Here is a 22,111-nt window from a genome sequence, read left to right on the forward strand (position 1 = left end):
TGTCGCTCACGCCCAACAAGGCGCGTGAGCGACTTCAGCAACATCCGCCCATTGAAGGAAAGTCAGTATCCATCCCGGTCAAGTCGTCCGGCCCTTCTCAGCAACTCGTTCCGGCCCGTCCCGGTCAACTCATGACGGGCGGAACGGTTCGGCCGCGTATGGGCCGCCGAGCACCCCGAACGAGCGCCCGGCAGGGCGCCCGGCCGAGCGCCCCGTGTGAAGCGGGTACCCGCGCCCGCGGCCCGCGCACACTCCCGGCGCGAGGAGGCCGGTGGTCCACTGGGACCCGGCCCTGCTCGGAAGGCCCCGCGCGGGACGGCGGCTCTCCCACGCGAAACGGGCCGTCGACCCCGATCTCCCGCCCTCGGTCGGCGGCCCCGAGGGCGGGTCGGCCCGCGCCCCTCCTCGCAGGGCGCCCCGTGCCGCACACCTCTGAGACCTGTGTCACATTCCACCGTGCCCTGTCACATTCCGGCCCTCCGAAGCCCTCGCAGTAGTGAGCGCGCTACGGGAGGCACAGGCATGTCCGACAGTCCGGCACCTCAGACCCATGAGCAACCGACCTCGCCGACACGGCAGTTCATGCGGCACCGCGAGCTGCTGTTCGCGATCGTCTACAACATGCTCGGCGTCGTCGCCGACACCGAGGACGTACTCCAGGACACCTGGCTGTCCTGGTCCGGCAGCCGCGAACGGTCGCCGGAGCGGAACATCGAGAATCCGCGCGCCTACCTGGTGCGCGTCGCGGTCAACCACGCGCTGACCCGACGGGCCGCGATCAGCCGACGGCGTGAGACGTACGTCGGTCCGTGGCTGCCCGAGCCGCTGGTGGCCGCGGCCGGCGAGGAGGCACCGGCGGACGCGGCCGACCGCACCCTGCGCACCGAGTCCGTCTCCATGGCGATGCTCGTCGTCCTGGAGACACTGACCCCGCTGGAACGGGCGGTGTTCGTCCTCAACGAGGTGTTCGGGTACGCCCACACGGAGATCGCGGAGATCATCGACCGCAGCCCCGCGGCGGTACGCCAGCTCGCGCACCGCGCCCGCCGGCACGTCCACGCCCGCCGTCCGCTGTACGAGGCACATCCACGGGTGCGCAGGGAGGCGACCGAGCGGTTCGTCGAGGCCACGCTCGGCGGGGACATCGGCGCGCTGATGGAGATCCTCGCGCCGGACGTGACGGTGTGGACCGACGGCGGCGGCAAGCGGCGGCCGGCGGGGCTGCGGCCGGTGCACGGCCGGGACAAGGCCATCCGCCTCCTGACCGCCGGTGCCTCGCGGGGCGCCGGACAGCATCTGGACCTGCGCTACCGGCGGGTCAACGGCGACGACGCCGCGGTGCTGTTCGCGGGCGCCGCCCCCTACGCGGTGATCGTCCTGGACCTCACCCCGGAGGGCGACCGGGTGTCCGGGGTCTACGTCGTCACCAACCCCGACAAGCTCACCCACGTGGAACCCGCGGAGCCCGCCGAGCCCACGGAGCCCTCGGAGCCCTCGGAGAAGAGGGCGGACGCGTGACCGCCGGCGAACGGCCGGCCGCCGGGTCGAGAGGTCCCGGCGCGTCCTCCGGCCGGCGGGTCGCCGACTGGTTCGACGGCCGCCTCGGCACCCACACCCTCGGCAGGAAGTATCTGCGCAAGGTCTTCCCTGACCACTGGTCGTTCCTGCTCGGGGAGATCTGCCTCTACAGCTTCGTCGTCCTGATCCTGACCGGCGTCTATCTGACCCTGTTCTTCCACCCGTCGATGAACGAGGTGACGTACAAAGGCAGTTACGTCCCGCTGAACGGCATCCGGATGTCGGAGGCGTACGCGTCCACGCTGGACATCAGCTTCGATGTGCGGGGCGGTCTGCTGATCCGGCAGATCCACCACTGGGCGGCGCTGATCTTCGTCGCCGGGATGCTCATGCACATGATGCGGCACTTCTTCACGGGCTCGTTCCGCAGGCCCCGTGAGGTCAACTGGCTGTTCGGCTGGACGCTGTTGCTCCTCGGGCTCTTCGAGGGGCTGTTCGGCTACTCGCTCCCCGACGATCTGCTGTCCGGCACCGGGATGCGGTTCGTGGACGGCGCCATCCTGTCGGTGCCGATCGTGGGGACCTACCTGTCGTTCTTCCTGTTCGGCGGCGAGTACCCCGGGCACGACATCATCGCGCGCTTCTACTCGCTGCACATCCTGGTGATTCCCGGGATCATGGCGGCCCTGGTGGTCGCGCACCTGATCCTCGTCGTGTACCACAAGCACACCCAGTTCCCCGGTCCGGGAAAGACCGAACGGAACGTGGTGGGCTCGCCGTTCATGCCGGTCTACGTGGCCAAGGCGGGCGGCTTCTTCTTCCTGGTGTTCGGGGTGATCGCCCTCATCTCGGCGATCGCGTCGATCAACCCGGTCTGGGCGTACGGCCCCTACCGCGTCGACCAGGTGTCCACGGGGGCGCAGCCGGACTGGTACCTGGGCTTCGCCGAGGGGCTGGTGCGCGTCATGCCGGGGTGGGAGATCACCGTGGCCGGGCACACGCTGGTCCTGGGTGTACTGATCCCGATCGTCGTCTTCCCCCTCCTGCTGGTCTTCATCGGCGCCTATCCGTTCCTGGAGTCCTGGGTCACCGGCGACAATCGGGAACACCATCTCCTGGACCGGCCGCGCAACCGTCCGGTCCGCACGTCCATCGGCGCCGCGTGGATCAGCCTCTATCTGATCCTGCTGGCGGGCGGCGGCAACGACATCGTGGCCACCTGGCTGCATCTGTCGATCAACATGGTGACCTGGGCCGTGCGGATCGCCGTGTTCGCCGTCCCGGTGCTCACCTTCGTCGCGACCCGGCGCATCTGTCTCGGCCTGCAACGCCGGGACAGGGAACTGGTGTTGCACGGCCGCGAGACCGGCGTGATCAAACGGCTCCCGCACGGGGAGTACGTCGAACTGCACCGGCCCCTCTCCCCCGCCGAACTGCACACCCTCACCCGGCACGAGCAGCCCCGGCCGCTCGACTCCGGCCCGGCGGAGGACGCGAACGGTGTGCCGGGGCCGAACGGGCGGGCGTCGAACCTGCGGACCCGGCTCTCCCGCGCGCTGTACGGCGAGGGCAGCCAGGTGGCGAAGCCGACGGCCGAGGAGCACCGGGCGGCCCATGGAACCCGCGTGGACAGGGCCGGCGAGCGGGAGGTCAGCGAGGCGGGACCTCCAGGCGGCTGATCCGCAGGCCGCCCCGGGCCTCACCGGGGTGGCCGCTCGTCATGGTGATGCGGAGCCGGCTGCCGCGTACCGCGTCGAAGGTGATCGCTGTCGGCGCGTCGGACGCGGTGGCCCAGTCGATGCCGGCGCCCCGCACGGGCCGGTAGCGGTGGCCGTCCCAGAAGGCGACGTCCAGTCGGGCGGGCAGGGAGTGCGTGGCGTCGACCGTGAAGGAGAGCTCGATCCGGTCGGCGGTCCGGGTGCGGCCCCATTCGACGGTCACCCAGTCCTCCGCGCGGGCGCCGTCGAAGGCGGGCAGCAGGGCCGTGGCCGCCTTGAAGAACGCGTTGGACCAGCCGGTGGCCGGGTCGCCGTCGAGCATCGCGGCGGGCAGGGTGTCCGGGCGGCCCGAGTAACTCGCGTCCGCCAGAGGGTAGTTGGGGGCGGCCGGTCCCGGGTCCGGTGCGAAGTCGGGTGCGGGGGTGAGGACCTGGGGCCGGGCGGCGGTGGCGCGCACGGTCACGGTCGCCGTCCGCAGCCCCGCCGAGCGTGCCCGCAGTCGGAGCCTTCCCTCCTCGGTCCCGGCGCGGACGATCGCCAGCGCCTTGCCGTGGAAGGCCGTTCGGGTGCTCGCCTGGTAGCGCTCGGCGCTCTCCTCGCGGCCGTTGTCGACGCCGGCCAGCGAGCCGCCGTCGACGTCGAAGGCGATGGAGTGGCCGGCGCCGGGCACCACCACACCACGGGCGTCGACCACCTCCGCGGTCACGAAGCACAGCGAACGGCCGTCCGCGGCAACGGACGTGCGGTCGGACGTGACCCGCAGCGCGTGCGGCTCGCCCGCGGTACGCAGCACGTCCGTGGCCACGGTCCGGCCGTCGCGCCGGGCCACCGCCTTCAGCTCCCCGGGAGCGAACGGCACCCGCCAGGTGAGGTGCAGTTTGCCGGCGCTGCCGGTCGGGCTGGTGTAACTCCCGGGCCAGGGACCGCCGGTGACGGTCTTGTCGTCGCCCGTCGCCTCGGTGGTCTCCAGATAGGTACGCCCGTCGGCGGTCTTCTTCTCGTCGAACTTCCTTGTGCCCAGCGACTTTCCGTTGAGGAAGAGCTCGACCGTGTCGACGTTCGAGTAGGCCCAGACCTCCACGGTGTCACCCGCGCGATGGTCCGTCCAGTCCATGGGGAGCAGATGGACCATGGGCTCGTCGGTCCACTGGCTCCTGAAGAGGTGGTACATGTCCTTCGGGAAGCCGGCCGTGTCCACCGCACCGAAGAAGGACGCCTTCACCGGGAACACGTCGTACGGCGTGGGCTCCCCGATGTAGTCGATGCCCGACCACAGGAACTCCCCCGTGAACCACTTCCGGTCCCGGTCCTTCTTCAGCCCGTACTCGCCGCTCATCGTCCAGGAGGCGAGGTTGTTGTCGTACGAGGAGGTGTCACGGCGGCCGGGGGTGTGGTTCTCACCCGTGTTGAGGTGCTCGGGCTCCTGGTAGGCGCCCCGGGTGGAGGTCTCGGAGGAGGACTCCGACTCGAAGAGGAACAGGTGCGGATAGCGGGCGTGCAGGGCGTCGACCGACGCGGCGGTGTTGTAGTTGAGGCCGAGTCCGTCGATCTTGGCGAGCATCAGATCGGCGGGTGAGCCGACGGCGGGCAGGCTCCGGTACTTGTCGGAGCCGATCACGATCGGCCGGGTCGGATCGAGTCGCCGCACGTCGTCGATGAGCCGGTCGGCCATGGCGAGGCCGGCGGTCGAGGTCGAGTCGGGGATCTCGTTACCGATGGACCACAGGACGACGGCGGGCGAGTTGCGGGCGGCCAGGACCATCTCCGCGATGTCCCGGTCGGACCACTCGTCGAAGAAGCGGCCGTAGTCGTAGCGGTTCTTGCCGCGCCGCCAGCAGTCGAAGGCCTCGACCATCATCACGATGCCGAGCCGTTCGCAGGCGTCGATCACCTCGGGCGCCGGTGGGTTGTGCGAGGTGCGCAGGGCGTTGACGCCCATGCCGCGCATGATCCTCAGCTGGCGTTCCACGGCGTCCGCGCCGACGGCGCTGCCGAGTGCGCCGAGGTCGTGGTGGAGGTTGACGCCACGGAGTTTGACGTGGATGCCGTTCAGGGTCATGCCGTCGTCGGCGTCGAAGACGACGTGCCGGATGCCGAACGGCGTGCGGTAGGTGTCGGTGGTCCGGCCGTCGACCCGGAGTTCGGTGTGCAGGGTGTAGCGGCGCGGATGCTCGTACGACCACAACTCCGGCTTGCGCACGCTCAGTTCATGGTCCGCGGTGCCCGTGTCCCCGACGTCGACAGTGCTCGTCCGCCGGGCCACCGTGCGGCCGTCCGGGTCGACGACCGCGGATCTGACCTCGACCCGTCCCCCGGTGCCCGACGCGTTCACCACACTCGTCCGTACGTGTACGAGCGCGTGGTCGTCGTCGATCTCCGGGGTCGTCACGTAGGTGCCCCAGCGCCGGACGTGCACGGGCTCGGTGACGATCAGGCGTGCCTCGCGGTAGATGCCGCTTCCCGAGTACCAGCGGCTGCTGGGGAGTTGGTTCCTGACCTGGACCGCGAGGACGTTGGCGGTGCTGCCGTCCGTGTGCAGCAGGTCGGTCAGGTCGAGTGCGAACCCCGTGTAGCCGTAAGGGTGTTGGCCGACGAGTTCACCGTTGCAGTACACCGAGGAGTCCATGTGGACGCCGTCGAACTCTACGGAGATCCGCTTTCCGTCGTACGCGGGCGGCAGGGTGAAGGCGAGCCGGTACCAGCCGAGGCCGCCCGGCAGGAAGCCGGTGCCGCTGCTCGTGCCGTGGTCGGTGGTGGGGGTGAGCTCGATGCTCCAGTCGTGCGGTACGGAGATCCGCCGCCACCGCGAGTCGTCGTAGCCGGGTTCGGCGGCCCGGGCGTACTCCCCGGTCGGGTCGGTGACGCCGGACGGGTCGGCGAGCGCGAAACGCCATCCGTCCCGGAGCGGGATCGACCGGCCTCCCGTCCCGGTCCCGGCCCTGGGTACGGCCCCCTCGGCGGCCCAGGAGTCCGAGGCCCCGGCGAGGGCCACCGGAGTGGCTGTGCCTGCGATCAGTAGAGACCTGCGCGTGACCGTCACCGGGTTTCCCTTTCCTCAAGGGTCCACATGTGCTCACCACTACCTGCCCACCACCTGCTCACAACTACGCGTGACCGAACAGATTCTGACAGCGCGACACATACGCCCGTCAAGGCCCCGGTAAGCGCATTCTGTCCGTCCCGGCACATCGGCCCGAATCCCCCGCCGACGGACGGGGACCGCCGGGGAGGCCGGTGCACGAGGGGCGGGAACCGCCGCGCCGGGTGCGGAGGGGCCGGACGCACTACCCTGGAACACAAGTGATGCACCTGTTCACCGTGAGTGTGTGCGCAATGGAGTGGCGGCGATGTGAGGAGCCACAGCGAGACATCGGGCGACGGCCCGGGCTATCCGTTCGACGAGACCTCCACGGCAAGAGCCGTCATCGACGGTGACGGCATCGTCGTCGAGTGGAACGAAGGCGCCCGGCGTCTGCTCGGGCATGCTCCGGCCGACGTCGTGGGCCGGCCCGCCGCGAAGCTGCTCGCGCCGGACGCCGGTGAGCTGCGGCGTCCGTCGGCCGACAACCGCTGGATCGGCACGCTCGCGCTGCGCCACGAGGACGGCCGCACCCTGCGCGTCTGGCTGCTCGCGCACCGGCGGCGCCCCGAGCTGGGCCGTCGCAGCGACTGGCTCGTCGTGACCCCGCTGGAGAACGGCACCCTGCCTGCGCGGGACCGGTCCCTCACCTCCACCTTCCTGGACGAGTCGCCCTGCGCGACCGCGATCTTCGACGAGCGGCTGAGGCTGCGCAGGGTCAACACGGTGATGGCCGAGTCGATGGGCCTCCCGGAGGAGCACATCCGCGGTCTGCGGATCTCGGAGATCGGCGGCCGGCCGCAGAACGAGGAGCTGGAGGGGCACATGCTCCGGGTGCTCCTGACCGGCAGACGCGAGGATGTGCAGACGTATCTGGGCACCGCCCCCGAGGGCCGCGCCCAGGCCTGGCTGGCGCGGATGGCGCCGCTGACCGACGCCGAGGGCCGGGTGCGCGGCATCTGCCTGTCCGCCCACGACTTCACCGAGCAGTACCTCGCCCGGGAGCGCCTGCAGCTCGTGAACGAGGCGAGCATCCGGATCGGCTCCACCCTCGACGTCACCCGTACGGCGCAGGAACTGGCGGATGTCTGTGTGCCCGCGCTCGCCGACTTCGTCAGCATCGACCTGGTCGACCCTCCCGACCGCGGCGGCGAACCGTACATCGGGCCGGTCTTCGCCCCCGTGAGCCTGCGCCGCGCCGCCCACCGGTCGGTGCATCCCGGCGATCCGGAGTCGGTGGTCAAGCTGGGCGAGGTGGACACCTATCCCGCCGGTTCGCCGCAGGCCGACTCCCTGGTGGCCGGCCGGCCCATCGTGGCCGCCGACGCCGCGACCACGCTCTCGGAATGGCTCGCCTGGGACCCCGTACGCGCCGACCGGGTCAGGGAGCACGGCATCCACTCGACGATGTCCGTGCCCGTCCAGGCCCGCGGCGCGACCCTGGGCGTCGCGGTCTTCACCCGGTTCCGGCGGCCCGACCCGTTCACCGCCGACGACGTACTGCTGGCCGAGGAGGTCACGGCCAGGGCCGCCGTCTGCATCGACAACGCCCGCCGGTTCTCCCGCGAACGCGAGACCGCGATCGCCCTGCAGCGCAGCCTGCTGCCCCGGTCGCTGCCGCGTACGGCCGCCGTCGAGGCGGCCTCGCGCTATCTTCCCGCGGCGCGGGCCGGGGTGGGCGGCGACTGGTTCGACGTGATCCCGCTGTCGGGGATGCGGGTCGCCATGGTCGTCGGGGACGTCGTCGGCCACGGGCTGCAGGCGTCCGCCACCATGGGCCGGCTGCGGACCGCCGTGCGCACCCTCGCCGACATCGACCTGGCACCGGACGAACTGCTCACCCATCTCGACGACCTGGTCGTACGGCTCTCCGCGGAGGCGGGCAGCGACGGCACCACCGGGGAGGTCGGGGCCACCTGCCTGTACGCGGTCTACGACCCGGTCACCCGGTGCTGCACCCTCGCCCGCGCCGGTCATCCGCCGCCGGTGATGCTTCCGCCCGGCGGGCCGCCCGAGGAGATCGACGTACCGTCGGGGCCGCCGCTGGGCCTGGGCGGGCTGCCGTTCGAGTCGACCGAGCTGCGGCTTCCCGAGGGCACCGTCCTCGCCCTCTACACCGACGGTCTGATCGAGAGCCGCGAGCGCGACCTCGACGCGAGCCGTGTGCTGCTGTCCGGGGCGCTGGCGCGGACCTCGGGTTCCCTGGACGAGACCTGCCACGACATCCTGCAGTCGCTGCTGCCGCCCACCGGCGCCTCGGACGACGTGGCCCTGCTGCTCGCCCGGACGAAGGGCCTGCCGTCCTCCCAGGTGGCGACCTGGGAGGTTCCGGCCGATCCCGCGCTCGTCGCACCCGTCCGCAAGCAGGTCGTCCGGCAGCTGGAGACCTGGGGCGTGAGCGAGGCGGCGTTCACAACCGAGCTGGTGGTCAGCGAACTGGTCACCAACGCGATCCGCTACGGCGAACGCCCGATCCGGCTGCGGCTCATCCACAACGCCTCCACGCTGATCGTGGAGGTGTCGGACTCCAGCCACACCGCGCCGCATCTGCGCCGCGCCAGGACGTTCGACGAGGGTGGCCGCGGGCTGCTCCTGGTCGCCCAGCTCACCCAGCGCTGGGGCAGCCGCCACACCACCGAGGGCAAGACGATCTGGGCGGAGCTGGTGTTCGGCGAGGACTGCGGGGACAACGGGAACGGCGAGGGCTGAGAAGGCCGGTGGGGACACCCGCGTCCCGAGACGGGTAACGGGTGCCAGGTCCCGAGGTGTGCGGCGTCACGGCGTGGGATCGATCAGTCCGGGATCGGCGCGCCCTTCGACGACCTCACGTGCCACGTCGTGCACCGGCCTTCGGTGTGAGCGCGCGTGGCCGCGCAGCATGGCGAAGGCGTCGTCCATGGTCAGGGACAGTCGGGTCGCCAGGACGCCCTTGGCCTGTTCGATGACGAGGCGAGTGGTCAGGGCCAGTTCAAGCTGTGCGGTCAGGGTCCGGCTGCGGTCGGCCTCGTCGGCCCGTTCCAGAACGGTGGCGGTGAAGTCGGCCATCGACTGGCCGAGCGCCAGCACGTCCGGGAGAAACGCGCTTCGCCGGGGGGACAACAGGATCAGCGCGCCGTTGATCCGGGCGAAGCCCCGCAGCGGGAGGGCCGCCACCCGCGTGTAGCCCAGCTCCAGTGCCCGAGGGGTGTACTGGGGCCAGCGCTGCCTGGCCGGGTGGCCGTCGAGAGCGGCCTGCACAGCGGGCAGGCCGCCGCGGTGGCAGTCATGGCCGGGCCCTTCGCGGCGGCCGGACGCGTGAAGTTCCATACGTGACACCTCCGGGTCGGAGCCCGCGACCTGGAGTTCCGTGTGCTCGTCGAGGGCGAACACCACACCCGCGGCGTGGGCGCCGAGTAAGGACGGGCTACGGCTGGCGAGGACCGCGAGGGTGCACGGAACGTCCTGGGGGCCGTCCCTCATGCCACCGGCCAGAGCAACGAACGCGTCGGCCAGCCGCTGTTGCGGTGTCATGACACTTCTTCCCTCAGTTGAATGTCGAGTTTCCGTGTACGATCCGCCGGGCGATCACCTCGGTGGAGACATCCTCCGTGAACGCCCGGGCCTTGATGAGGGCCAGGGCGTCACCGACGGGGCAGTCGTCCCGGACGGAGAGCACTCCCGCCGCCTGGTGCACCAGATCCCGGTGATCGGTTCCGCCGTAGAGCTCCGGGTCGGCGTCCGGGCCCAGCACGATCCGGGTAAGGGCCTCGGCGACAACGGTGAGGTCGCCGGAACTCACGAGGTCGGGGCGTGGGCCGAACACCGTCAGCGCCCCGATGCAGCCGCTCTCCGCGGCCAGGGGAACCGCGGCCACCGAGTCGACGCTCAGACGGGTCAGGGCATGACCGTAGGCGGGCCAGCGCGTCCTGATCACCGATCCCGACACGAGGATTGGACGGCCGTCCGACACGGCGTCCCGGGCCGGGCCCTCGCCGAGCACGTACTCCAGCTCCTGGGCGGTGTGGGACCGCTCGTCCGACACGGCGACCGCGAGCTGGTCGAGGCCGGCGTCGACGAGGGTGAGCGCGGCGCTGCCTGTCCCGCATGTCTCCGCGACGCCGGTCATGAAGCGGGGCGGCGCGCCCTGCGCCTCGGTCCACTCCGCCGAACGGCGGGCGAACGCGCACTGGAGCCGGGCCGAGGAACGGTGGCACACGGCCGACCTGCGGTGTGTCGCCGCGATGTGAGAGTAGTACTCGCGGCCGGGTTGCGCGGCCAGCAGTTCGTACCGATCGGCGGCCGCATCCGCCCGTTCCGCCCGTTCCAGTGCCCGGTCGGCGCGGCTGCGTGCGAGCGCTGCCAGGCCGAGGGCGTCTTCGCGCCTCTGCGGGTTCATGCTCGAAAGCCTACTCCGTGGCGGGTCACTCGGAGTCGTCGTTGCGGCTTTCCTCCATCAGCAGGACGACACCTCCGTTGTGTCCGTCGAACGGGGAGCAGAACACGTCGCAGGTGAGGGGCCGTCCGATGCGGCTCAGGGCCTCGACACCGATCGGCCCCGAGCGCTTGCGGGTCTTCAGGCACTTCCGCACCACGGGTTGCAGCACCTCGGTGGGGAGGCCGAAGTCCAGGTCGAAGAACTGCTTGTCGAGCACCTCGTCCGCCCGCAGGCCCCACATGTCGATGGCACCCCGGTTCCAGCTCCGGACCTTCAGGTCACTGTCCAGGACCACCACACCGGCCGCGATGCTGGTCAGCACGGCCTGCAGGAACGCCTTGGCCTCATCCAATTCCTCACCACGGATGCGCAGCTCGTCGTTCATGGTCTCCAGTTCCTCGTTGCCGGACTGGAGTTCCTCGTTCGTGGTCTCCAGCTCCTCATTGGTCGACTGGAGTTCCTCGTTGGTGGTCTCCAACTCCTCGATGCTGGACTGGAGTTCCTCGTTCGTGGTCTCCAGCTCCTCATTGGTCGACTGGAGTTCCTCGTACGCCGTCTCCAGGTCCTCGCGGACCCGTTTGACCTCGGCCTGCAGTTGCGTGGGCACGGTGACGTCGGTGAAGGAGATGAGGGTGGCGACATGCAGGCCGCTGGGCGCAGCGAGCGGCTGGAGGAGGATGTCGTAGTACTGGATGTCGTCGATCGACCTGCGCTCGGCCCTGTTCACCCGGAGGGTCCGGCGTTCGTGCGTGGCCTGGTCGATCAGCGAGCGGAGTTCGACCGGCCGGTAGGAGATCTCCAGGTCCTGGAAGGGGCGCCCGATGTCCGTGGCGGTCAGGCCGAACTGGATCCTCGCCTGACTGTTGATCACCACGACGGTTCCGTCGCCGTCGACGGCGATCGTCGGGGTGGGGCCGGAGTCCAGGGCCAGGTCACGCAGCTGCCGGGTACGTGCGACCGAGTGCAGTTCGATGCCCGGACCTGTTCTGACCTTCACGGGAGCGGGGTGGTAAGGCAGCCCGGCATCACCCGCGCGGCGTCGGAAGATCCGCTGTCGCATGCTCAGCACTTCGAAGCGGTCGGCGTCGTTCAGCAGCATCTCGGCCTTGCCGAGGAAGAGAAAGGCACCCTTGCGCAGGGCGAAGTGGAAGCGGTCGACGATCTGGGTCTGGGCCTCGACGTTGAAGTACATCAGCGTGTTGCGGCAAACCAGCAGGTCGAGCCGGGAGATCGGGGCGTCCTGGGTGATGTCGTGCCGTCCGAAGATCACCCGGCGTCGCAGGTCGGCGCGGAAGCCGAACTGCGCGCCGTTCTGCCCGCTCTGCTCGAAGTACTTGTCGCGCAGCTCGGGGGAGAGCGGTTCCAGGGACTTCGCCGAGTACAGCCCCGACCTTGCCTGGCGCAGGGCTTCCTCGTCGATGTCCGTGGCGTAGATCTTGACGCGCCGCAGGCACTCCTCGGTACCGAGCGCCTCCGCGAACATGATGGCCAGCGAGTACGCCTCCTCGCCGCTGGAGCAGCCCGCGCTCCACACCCTGATCTCTTGGTCCGGCGCGAGGTCCGCGAGCAGGTCGGGAACGACCTCCCGCTGGAGGAGGGCCCAGGCGTCCGGGTCGCGGAAGAGGGACGTGACATTGATCAGGATCGTGTTGAAGAGGGCGCCGAACTCGTCGGCACTGGTCTCCAGGAGGTCCCTGTAGTCCACGTAGGAGCGCACGCCGACGTCGGCCATGCGTTTGTGGATGCGCCGACCGAGGGTGGAGCGCTTGTACCCCGTGAAGTCGAAACCGCGGGAATCCCTCAGGAAGAGCAGCAGTTCCTCCAGTGCCTGCTCGGGTACGGCGTTCTGCGATTCGCCCATCACTGCCTCTTGGTTTCGACCAGTCCCTGTATGACCCCGGGGATCTCCTCAAGGGGTAGCACGAAGTCGACGGTTCCCGTGTCCACCGCCGCCTGCGGCATCCCTCTGAACTGCGCCGTCAGTGGGTCCTCGGCGAGTACGGTTCCTCCGCGCGACTTGACTGCGTCCAGTCCCATCGCGCCGTCGCTGCCCGTGCCCGTTAGCACACAGGCGATCGCCCGCCGTCCGTAGGAGGCGGCGACCGATTCGAAGAGGAGGTCGGCGGAAGGGCGCACGAAGTGGACCAGTTCGGTGCGCGACAGTGCCAGGATGCCGTCGGGCCCGATGAGGAGATGCCGGTCCGGAGGGGCGATGTAGACCGTGCCGGCCAGCGCGCGCTCGTCGTCCTCGGCGAGCTTGACCGCAAGCTCGGTACGGCGGGTGAGGACGTCGGCGATCACTGTCCGGTGCCGCGGGTCGAGGTGCTGGACGACCAGCACCGGCACGGGCAGATCCGGTCGCAGGCCCCCCAGGACCGTGATGAGCCCCTGCACGCCGCCGGCGGACGATGCGACAGCGACGATGGCGAACTCATCCGTGGGGTGATTCGCTGCCGTCACATGGCCAGCCTATCGGAGTCGGGTCCGGGTGATGCGGTGCGGGACGAGGCTTCGGGCGGGCGGCGAGATTGCGCATGATGGTTCTTCGCAAGAAGTCAAGCCCTTCGGGGAGGGGTCATTCCGAAGAGAGGAGGACGTCCTACGCAAATCGCTTCTTCCGTCGTAAGTGCCTTGCTTCTCCTCAGGCTCGTCGCGATTCGTCACCCTTGCTCCCGGTGACCGTGGACATCTGCCGTCGCCCGCCCCTCCGACCCGAGGACGGCGGCCCACCGACCTCACGGTGATGCCGCCACACCCCGGGACACCACACCTCACAGCAGTGCCGCTGCACCGCGACCTCGCCGAGTCCGCGCCCATCGGGCGCACGGGCACAGGGCTGTCGAGCTCCACGTGTCGAGTTCCACGGAGAGATCGACGCCGCCGCGCACGTCACAACGGAACCGGACGCGGCGCGGGACGACCCGGACCCTTCGGTCGCCATCGGCCTCGGCCCCGTCGAGTTCCCGGACCGCTCCGGCCTGACGCTATCGTGCCGTGCTCGTAGCCGGGCCCCGGGCCCGGGGCGGACACCTGCCGCCAGTCTCCCCGTCCCGGGATCCGCAAGATCCTCGGGATCGTGCCTCAGCGAGGCCTTCACCGTGTCCGCCCGCAGGCTCTTTCCGGCGGTCGGAGACCACGGCGTCTGCCGCGTCCCCCGCCCGGACAGGCGCCCGAAGCGCAGGAGCGTGCGCCTTCGCTCCCCCCACCGACCCCCAGGACCAGCGGGACGAGGACGCATCCGCCGCCGACGAGCACGGCCAGGGCGAGGCCCCGGCGCCGACAGCGCCTGCCGGAACGGCCGGGCCCCGCGCCCACGTGGCGCAGAAGCCTCAGAGCGTGGCGGAGGCCCGGGCGCGGGGCACGACCGAGGCCCTGGGATCGAACATGCGTTCGACACCTAGTCGGCAGCCACGTGCGTCCCGGCGCCGGGACGCGAACCGCTACCCCGGACGCGAGCGTGGCGCACCCCCGTGTGGACCGGAGTCGAGACCGGGGCCGGAGTCCAACGGGGTACCGGCGGCCGGGTGAGTGGCGCCCGTGCCGGCCTCGGCAACTGCCCCGACGGGCCCGCGCCCACGGTGGAACCCGGTCGGGGGCCGGCACCTGCACGGGGATCCCGACTCCCCCTGGGACTCGTACCCCAGGCGGAGTCGGGATCCGCGTCGAGGTCGGCGGCTCCGGGTTCGGCGGCCGACCGGGGCTCGTTGCCCAGGACGCGCCGGACACCCTGCCGCGGACCGGACTCCCGACGAGAGCCCACACCCGGCCCGGACTCGGAACCGTGGCCGAAGCTCGCGCCCGACGCCGACCCGGCCCGATACCCGAATACGCCCCTGCTCCCGAACACGAGACCTCGGCCTAACGGAAGCCGACTCGCCGACAAGCCGCACCTTGACGCAGCGAACCCTCAGGCGACAAAGAAGGTTCTCAACCCCCTTCACCCATGGCGCCTTGCAGAGAAACAATTGTCAACAGCGAGCCGGGGCAATGCAATTCGGTATGAGCACGGACACCGCTTTTCCGTTGCGACAAGCAACCGAGAGTGAGCAGAAGGACTGGGCGACGACACTCGCACCCCCGTCCACCTCGGCGCTCCGTGGTCTGATTCGATTGCACAGACCTACCGACCGAACCACCGAAATCGACAATCACCTTCCAAGGACGAACCCTGAGCTCGACACTCGCGACCGCCCTTTCCGCTCTTCTGCTCGTAGCGGTACTGGCCGGTGCCGTGATCCGGCCGTTCGGTCTGCCGGAGGCCACCGTGGCCGTCCCGGCCGCCGGACTGGTGATGGCCACCGGCGCCATCTCCCTCGACCACGCGCGGGCCGAGGCCGAACTGCTCGGCCCGGTGGTGGGCTTTCTCGCCGCGGTGCTCGTACTCGCCAAACTCTGCGACGACGAGGGCCTCTTCCGGGCCTGCGGCGCCTGGCTGGCCCGTACGTCGAAGGGCCGGCCGCAACGCCTGCTGGCCGCCAACTTCCTGCTCGCGTCGGTCATCACGGCCGTACTGAGCCTGGACGCCACGGTCGTCCTGCTCACCCCGGTGGTCTTCGCGACGGTGGCCCGCCTCGGCGCCCGCCCGGGGCCCCATGTGTACGCGTGCGCCCATCTGTCGAACACGGCATCACTGCTGCTGCCCGTCTCCAACCTCACCAACCTGCTCGCGTTCACGGCCAGCGGGCTGAGCTTCACCCGGTTCGCCCTGCTGATGGGTCCCGCGTGGGCGGTCGCCATCGCCGCCGAGTACCTGGTCTTCCGGCGCTTCTTCGCCGCCGAACTGGCCGAACCCGGCGATCTGGACGGGGACTCACCGGATGGGGCCGAAAGCGATCCCGTCGACATGCCCGTGTTCGCGCTGGCCACGGTCGCCTGCACCCTCGCGGGCTTCGTCGTGACGTCCGCGGTCGGGATCGAACCGGCCTGGGCGGCCTTCGCGGGAGCCCTCGTCCTGGCCGTCCGGGCGCTGGCCCGCGGGCGCACCACCCCGCTCGCCGTCATGCGGGCCACCTCGCTGCCCTTCCTCGCCTTCGTCCTGGCCCTGGGCATCGTGGTGCGCGCCGTGGTGGACAACGGCCTCTCGGACGCGCTCGGTCACCTGGTCCCCGACTCGTCGGGCCTGCTCGCACTGTTCGGCATCGCGGTCCTCGCCGCCGTGCTGGCGAACCTCATCAACAACCTGCCCGCGGTCCTCGTCCTGCTGCCCCTGGCCGCGGCGGCGGGCCCCGGACCGATTCTCGCCGTCCTGCTCGGGGTGAACATCGGCCCGAACCTCACCTACGCCGGGTCGCTGGCGACCCTGCTGTGGCGGCGGATCGTGCACCAGCACGACCACAGCGTGAACCTCGGTGAGTTCACCCGCCTCGGCCTGCTCACCGTGCCCGCCACGCTCATCCCGGCCGTGGTGGCGCTCTGGCTCTCGCTGCGTGCGTTCGGGGCCTGAGTTCATACGTTCGGGACCTGAGTCACGCGTACGGGCGAGGTCGCGCGAAGGGCATTGACGCTGTGACATGGCCATGCAATGCTCCGGTTTTGGGAGCGCTCCCACCACTTTGTCGTCCACGCCGGACGCCGTCCATGGACCCCATTCCAGGCACCGGGAGACGCTCCATGCTCATGTTCCCTCACGTGCACCGCCGCCACCCCACGAATCCTCGTACCGGAAGTACCGGAAGTACCGGAAGCACCCGGAGTACCGGGCGACGCACGACCGCCGCGCTGCTGGCGGCCGTCCTGCTGACCGGCGGTCTCGCCCTCGCGCCCGGCGCCGCCGGAGCGCCGTCCGCCGTCGATCCCGCCGCGGCCACCACGCCGGTACGGGTCAACCAGGCGGGCTACCTGCCGGACGGGCCCAAGCGCGCCACGATCGTCACCGCGGCCTCCGAGCCGCTGAACTGGCAGTTGCGCAGCGCGTCGGGCGCCACCGCCGCTTCGGGCCGGACCGTCGTGCACGGCGCGGACGCGGCCTCGGGCGAGTCGACCCACGTGGCGGACTTCTCCGCGTTCCGCAAGGCGGGAGCGGGCTTCGTCCTGGTGGTCGACGGGTGGAGCAGCGCGCCCTTCGACATCCGCGCGAACCTCTACGACACCCTGCGCACCGAGTCCCTGGCCTTCTTCTACCACCAGCGCAGCGGCACGCCGATCGAGGCCTCCCTGGTGGGTCCCTCGTACGCCCGGCCCGCCGGGCATCTCGGGGTCGCTCCCAACCAGGGCGACACGAGCGTCCCGTGCCAGGCGGGAGTGTGCGACTACACCCAGGACGTGCGGGGCGGCTGGTACGACGCTGGCGACCACGGCAAGTACGTCGTCAACGGCGGGATCTCCGTCTGGCTGCTCGTCGACTCCTTCGCGCGCGCCCAGCGGGCGGGCACCGCGTCCGCGCTCGGCGACTCGACCCTGCGGATCCCCGAGCGCGGCAACGGCGTCCCGGACATCCTGGACGAGGCGCGCTGGGAGCTCGACTTCCTGATGCGGATGCAGGTGCCCGAGGGCAAGCCGTACGCCGGTATGGCCTTCCACAAGATCCATGACGCGGCCTGGACGGGTATCCCGACACGGCCCGAACTGGACCCCCAGCCCCGCGAGTTGCACCGCCCGTCCACCGCGGCCACGCTCAATCTCGCCGCGACGGCCGCGCAGTGCGCGCGGGTGTTCCGGCCGTACGACTCCACGTACGCGAAGCGGTGCCTGAGCGTGGCGCGCACGGCGTGGACCGCGGCGCAGGCCAACCCCGCGCTGTACGCGCCGGATTCGGACAGCACGGGCGGCGGCCCCTACAACGACACCCAGGTCACCGACGACTTCTACTGGGCGGCGACCGAGCTGTACGCGGCGACCGGTGAACGTACCTACCGGGACGCGGTCACCTCTTCGCCCTGGCACACCTCGGCGGACGCGCTCACAGCGACCGGTTTCAACTGGGCCGACACCGCGGCCCTCGGCCGGCTGACCCTGGCGACCGTGCCGAACGGGCTGCCCGCCTCCGACATCCGGCGCGTACGGGTGTCCGTGACCGCCGCAGCCGACGGGCACCTCGCCACGATGGCCCGGCAGGGCTACGCGGTGCCCATCCCCGCGAACGGATATGTCTGGGGCTCCAACAGCCAGGTCACCAACAACGCGATCGTGGTGGCCACCGCCTATGCGCTGACCGGTCAACAGCGTTACCGGGCTGGGGTGCTGGAGTCGATGGACTACCTGCTGGGCCGCAACACCCTGGATCTCTCCTACGTCACCGGCTACGGCGACACGTACGCCAAGAACCAGCACCACAGGTTCTGGGCGCACCAGTACGACGCCTCGCTGCCGAACCCGCCGGCCGGCTCCCTCGCGGGCGGTCCCAACAGCGGTCTGCAGGACCCGGTGGCGCAGGAGCATCTCGCCGGATGCGCCCCCGCGGCCTGCTACATCGACGACATCGGTTCGTACTCCACCAACGAGGTGACGATCAACTGGAACGCCCCGCTGGCGTGGCTGGCGGCCTTCGTCTCCGAACGCCGCCACGGCTAGGGCCTGTCTGACAATTCCCGTCGTCGCCCGGAGGGCGGCCGGGCGGCGTCAGGTGCGTGCTCTGGGGGTCCCCCCGGCCGGAGGCTGGGGGAGTGCCGGGCGCAGAGCCTCGTACTGGACGTACTTGGCTCTGTGCCCGGTGCGGCGAGTGGGGGTCCCCCGGCCGGAGGCTGGGGGAGCGTGCATGGCGTCGCCCGGCAGACGGGAATTGTCAGACAGGCCCTAGAGCCGCAGACAGGGCACGCCGTCAGTGCCGGAGCCCCGCACGGTACGCGCCGGGCGGGGCTCCGTAGCGCTGCCGGAAGACGCGGTTGAAATGGAACGGGCTGGTGAACCCGGCGGCCACCGCGACCCGTTCCACCGGCAGGTCGGTCGCCTCAAGGAGCCGCGCCGCGTGCAGCAGCCGGGCGGCGAGCAGCGCCCGCATCGGTGACTGGCCGAGCTGCTGGGTGAAGAGGTGGGCGAAGCGGGAGGGCGAGAGCGACACCCCGGCGGCCAGGGTGTCGACCGTGTGCGGCGCTCCCGGGTCGGCGGCGATGCGTGCCTCGGCCCGCCGGATCCGCGCGTCGACGCCCGGCCGGTCCGCCTCCCCGCCCGCGATCACGGTGGCGGTGGCGGTCGTGAGCAGGACGATCGACTCCAGGGAGCAGAGGGCGAGTTCGCGGGCGGCGGTGCCGTGGGCGACGGCGACCCGGCCGTCCCCGGGCTCGTCGGATCCCTCAGGCCCCCGGGCCGACCCGGGCTCCACGGCAGGCGGGGAGCCCTCCCCCGTCCACCGCGCGTCGGCGAGCATCCGCCGGAACGCCTGTTCCAGCCGGTCCCGCACCCCGGCCGGTACCGGCGTGACGGCATACAGCCGGTCACCGAGCAGATGGGGGCGCAGCCGGTCCGCCCAGGCCGGGCGGGCCTGGCAGTGGACCCACCAGAACGTCCACCGTGCGGCGTCCGGCGCGACCGCGTAGCGGTGGGGCACGCCGGGGCCGAGGACGACCAGGTCGCCGGCCCCCGACAGCGTCCGGGTGGCCCCCTGGGCCAGCAGTCCCGCGCCGTCCGTGGTCCAGGTGAAGAGCCAGCTGTCGGCGCCGCCCGGCCGGTCGACGCCGTAGCCGGGGCGCTCGTCGAAGCGGCCGACGGTCACCAGGCCCGGCGGCGGGGACGGCGCAGCAGTCTCGGGCAAGTCGTCAGCACGCACAGGCATCCTCCCAGAAAGCGCTTGTCCCTAGCGTGGGGCATCCAGGACAGCGGAGCGAGAGGGTCGTCGCATGAGTGGTCGTACGACAGTCACGGACAGGAGCCTCGTCGGGCGCTTCGAGGAGGACGGCTTCACGGTGGCGCGCGGGCTGTTCGCCCCGGCGGAGATCGAGGCGCTGTGCGCCGAGTTCACCGCGCTGCACGCGGCCGGACCGGTTCCGGGACACTTCCAGCCCCGCGCGGTCGGAGCCGCCTCGGCCGCCGACCCGCTGGACGTCCACCCCCGGGTCATGCAGCCGCACCGCATCAACGACCTGGCCCGGCGATTCCTCCTCGAACCCCGGCTGCGCGAGGTGCTCGAACTCCTGCTGGGGGAAGAGGTGTTGGCGGCCCAGAGCATGTTCTACTTCAAGCCGCCCGGCGCCCGCGGACAGGCCCTGCACCAGGACAACTTCTATCTGCGGACCGAGCCGGGCACCTGCGTGGCCGCCTGGATCGCCTGCGATGCGATCGACCGGGGGAACGGAGGTCTGGAGGTCGTCCCAGGCACCCACCGCATGGATGTGTTCTGCCCCGAAGAGGCCGACGAGGGGCTGTCGTTCGCCCGCGAGTACGTGCCACCGCCGCCCGGTCTGTCCGCCGTACCGGTCGACATGGCACCGGGGGACGTCCTCTTCTTCAACGGCAGCCTGGTGCACGGTTCCCCGCCCAACCGCAGCACCGACCGCTTCCGCCGCTCGTTCATCGGCCACTACGTCGGCCGCTCCACGGAACGCATCGGCCGCTACTACCCCACCCTCACCATGAGCGGAGACCCCGTCCCCCTGCTGGAGAGCGAGGGCGCGGGCCCGTGCGGCACCGAGTTCGCACCGGTGGGACCGCACTGAACCCGGGCACCCGCCGGGTCAGGAGCGCAGCAGGTCCGCGGCACTCAGGTCGAGTACACCATCGTGCCAGGTAAGCCCGCGCAGATCGCGTACGACGACCTGGGCGCCGGTGTCCAGGCCGCGCGGCCCGACGCCGATGACGTACGCACCTGCCGTCTCCCCCGCCTTGGCACCGGCGACGGCGTCCTCCAGGACGACGGTCCGCGCCGGGTCCACCCCGAGGCGGGCCGCCGCCGCGAGGTAGCCGTCGGGGGCGGGCTTGCCGTTCGTGACGTCGTCCGCGGTGACGAGCACGGGCGGCAGGGGAAGACCGGCGGCGGCGAGGCGGGCGCGGGCCAGCCCGGTGACCCCGGAGGTCACGACGGCCCAGCTGCCGTCCGGCAGGCTCGTCAGGAGGTCGAGGGCGCCGGGCAGCGCGGTCGTGGTGGCGGCCGCCTCGATCTCCAGACGGTCGATCTCGGCGAGGGCGGCGGGCCGCTCCCCCGGATCGGTCACCAGGAGCGCGACGGTGTCGGCGGAGCGCCGTCCGTGCACCATCGCCGTGACCTGCTCGGCGGACAGTCCGCGGGCCCGGGCCCAGCGGCTCCACGCCTGGTCGACGCCGAGATCGGAGTCGACCAGCACGCCGTCGTTGTCGAAGAGGAGACCGTCACAGGGAATCCTCATGTCCGGGATCGTGTCCGGGATCTTCATGTCCGGGGTCCGGGCCTTTCAGACGACGGGTCGGTTGCGGTAGCGGCCGACGAGTTCACGGGCGGCGGCCTGCATCCGGGCGGGCGGCAGCCCCCGGGCCAGCAGGGTCAGATCGTCGACGACCATGTCGCCGATGCTCAGGAAGGCGTCCGGGATGCCGCCCGCGCGGTGGGCGGAGAGGACCAGGCCCTCCAGGGAGCGGGCGGGTTCGTCGGCCGCGACGGGTTCGTCGGGCCAGACGTCGATCCCCGCGAGGAGGCGGCCCTCGGCGACCCGGGCGAGCAGCGCCGGGAAGTCCACGACCGGTGCCCGGCTGACGAGGACGAGCCGCGCCCCGTCGGGCAGCAGTGCCAGTTCGCGCTCGCCGAGCAGATGGCGGCTGTCGTCGGTGACGGTGGCGAGCACGAACACGAAGGTGCTGCGGGCCAGCGTCTCGTCGAGCGTGGCCGGCACCAGGCCCTGCTCGCGCAGGACGGCCGGCGGCAGCCAGGGGTCGTAGACGCGCAGGGTCGGGCGGAAGGGTGCGAGGAGCGGGTGGAGGCTGCGGCCGAGGTTCCCGAAGCCGATGAGGCCGATGTCGGCGCCGCGCAGCAGTACGGAGCCGGCGGTGCCGTCGGACACGTACCGCTCACGTCCGGCGCGGAAGGCGCGGTCCTCGCGGCTGATGCCGCGTGCAAGGTCGAGGGCGAGCCCGAGGGCGTACTCGGCGACGGCCTGGGCGTAGGCGGGTCCGCAGCCCAGGACGTGGATGCCGCGGCGGAAGCACCCGTCGTAGTCGACGTTCGGGAAGAAGTTGCCCTCGATGTTGAGCAGGGCTCTCAACTCGCCCGCGTGAGCGAGGCGTTCGGCGGGCAGGTCGGGCTGGCCGACGACGGCGAAGGCGTCCGGCAGCGCCCGGTCGAAGGCGTCCTCGCTGTCGGGCTCGACGACGGTGAAGCGGTCGTGGAGCCGGTCCAGGGTGTCCGGTCTGAAGATGCGTTCGACGGGGTGGGGGTCGGGGCGCAGGATCACGAGCGGCTTGTGCGGGGTGCTCACGGCTCTCCTTGCATCCGTCACGGTTCTCCTGGCCTCCGTAGGCACGGTAGCCCGGCGCCGCCGGTGC

At 71.2% G+C, this 22,111-nt stretch carries 14 protein-coding genes; 6 read left to right on the top strand and 8 right to left on the bottom strand.

The window, feature by feature from the left end; genetic code table 11:
• Positions 1-522 precede the first annotated feature (522 nt).
• Both sigJ and qcrB read left to right on the top strand, forming a co-directional pair.
• Positions 523-1,518, top strand: a complete 996-nt coding sequence (gene sigJ, locus ACZ60E_RS39300) for an RNA polymerase sigma factor SigJ (RefSeq protein ID WP_469446861.1) — start codon at positions 523-525, stop codon at positions 1,516-1,518.
• Positions 1,515-3,197: a cytochrome bc1 complex cytochrome b subunit gene (gene qcrB, locus ACZ60E_RS39305; RefSeq protein ID WP_469446862.1), complete on the top strand. Its 1,683-nt coding sequence runs from the start codon at positions 1,515-1,517 to the stop codon at positions 3,195-3,197. The genes sigJ and qcrB overlap by 4 nt, the downstream gene beginning before the upstream one ends.
• Here qcrB and ACZ60E_RS39310 read toward each other — a convergent pair.
• On the bottom strand, positions 3,169-6,276 hold the full coding sequence (locus tag ACZ60E_RS39310) for a glycoside hydrolase family 2 TIM barrel-domain containing protein (RefSeq protein ID WP_469446864.1): 3,108 nt from the start codon (positions 6,274-6,276) through the stop codon (positions 3,169-3,171). The genes qcrB and ACZ60E_RS39310 overlap by 29 nt on opposite strands.
• A gap of 309 nt (positions 6,277-6,585) precedes the next feature.
• On the opposite strand from ACZ60E_RS39310, the gene ACZ60E_RS39315 reads away from it, so the two are divergent.
• Positions 6,586-9,024, top strand: coding sequence for a SpoIIE family protein phosphatase (locus ACZ60E_RS39315; protein ID WP_469446866.1), 2,439 nt, complete (start codon positions 6,586-6,588; stop codon positions 9,022-9,024).
• A 66-nt stretch (positions 9,025-9,090) separates the two neighbouring features.
• Here ACZ60E_RS39315 and ACZ60E_RS39320 read toward each other — a convergent pair whose 3' ends face one another.
• Genes ACZ60E_RS39320 through ACZ60E_RS39335 form a run of 4 tightly spaced genes read right to left on the bottom strand, consistent with a single transcriptional unit; the run spans position 9,091 to position 13,189 of the window.
• On the bottom strand, positions 9,091-9,825 hold the full coding sequence (locus ACZ60E_RS39320) for a GAF and ANTAR domain-containing protein (RefSeq protein ID WP_469446868.1): 735 nt from the start codon (positions 9,823-9,825) through the stop codon (positions 9,091-9,093).
• 13 nt (positions 9,826-9,838) lie between these two features.
• Positions 9,839-10,690: a GAF and ANTAR domain-containing protein gene (locus tag ACZ60E_RS39325; protein WP_469446870.1), complete on the bottom strand. Its 852-nt coding sequence runs from the start codon at positions 10,688-10,690 to the stop codon at positions 9,839-9,841.
• A 25-nt stretch (positions 10,691-10,715) separates the two neighbouring features.
• Positions 10,716-12,590 carry a CheR family methyltransferase gene (locus ACZ60E_RS39330; protein ID WP_469446872.1) on the bottom strand — a complete coding sequence of 625 codons (1,875 nt, stop codon included), beginning with the start codon at positions 12,588-12,590 and terminating at the stop codon, positions 10,716-10,718.
• On the bottom strand, positions 12,590-13,189 hold the full coding sequence (locus tag ACZ60E_RS39335; RefSeq protein ID WP_469446874.1) for a chemotaxis protein CheB: 600 nt from the start codon (positions 13,187-13,189) through the stop codon (positions 12,590-12,592). The genes ACZ60E_RS39330 and ACZ60E_RS39335 overlap by 1 nt, the downstream gene beginning before the upstream one ends.
• 1,708 nt (positions 13,190-14,897) lie before the next feature.
• Here ACZ60E_RS39335 and ACZ60E_RS39340 point away from each other — a divergent pair.
• Positions 14,898-16,172, top strand: coding sequence for an arsenic transporter (locus ACZ60E_RS39340; protein WP_469446971.1), 1,275 nt, complete (start codon positions 14,898-14,900; stop codon positions 16,170-16,172).
• Between the two features lie 167 nt (positions 16,173-16,339).
• On the top strand, positions 16,340-18,238 hold the full coding sequence (locus ACZ60E_RS39345) for a glycoside hydrolase family 9 protein (protein WP_469446875.1): 1,899 nt from the start codon (positions 16,340-16,342) through the stop codon (positions 18,236-18,238).
• A gap of 247 nt (positions 18,239-18,485) precedes the next feature.
• Here ACZ60E_RS39345 and ACZ60E_RS39350 read toward each other — a convergent pair whose 3' ends face one another.
• The gene (locus tag ACZ60E_RS39350) at positions 18,486-19,436 is read right to left on the bottom strand and encodes a helix-turn-helix domain-containing protein (protein WP_469446877.1); all 951 of its coding nucleotides are present in this window, start codon (positions 19,434-19,436) and stop codon (positions 18,486-18,488) included.
• Positions 19,437-19,500: 64 nt separating this feature from the next.
• Between ACZ60E_RS39350 and ACZ60E_RS39355 the strand changes: the two genes are divergently transcribed.
• Positions 19,501-20,316, top strand: a complete 816-nt coding sequence (locus tag ACZ60E_RS39355) for a phytanoyl-CoA dioxygenase family protein (protein WP_469446879.1) — start codon at positions 19,501-19,503, stop codon at positions 20,314-20,316.
• A gap of 18 nt (positions 20,317-20,334) precedes the next feature.
• On the opposite strand, the gene ACZ60E_RS39360 is transcribed toward ACZ60E_RS39355, so the two are convergent.
• Both ACZ60E_RS39360 and ACZ60E_RS39365 read right to left on the bottom strand, forming a co-directional pair.
• On the bottom strand, positions 20,335-20,982 hold the full coding sequence (locus tag ACZ60E_RS39360; RefSeq protein ID WP_469446881.1) for an HAD-IA family hydrolase: 648 nt from the start codon (positions 20,980-20,982) through the stop codon (positions 20,335-20,337).
• A 45-nt stretch (positions 20,983-21,027) separates the two neighbouring features.
• A complete protein-coding gene (locus ACZ60E_RS39365; RefSeq protein ID WP_469446883.1) occupies positions 21,028-22,044 on the bottom strand; it encodes an NAD(P)-dependent oxidoreductase in 1,017 nt (338 codons plus the stop codon).
• Positions 22,045-22,111 lie beyond the last annotated feature (67 nt).

This window comes from Streptomyces sp. NPDC102514 (genome assembly GCF_055584525.1).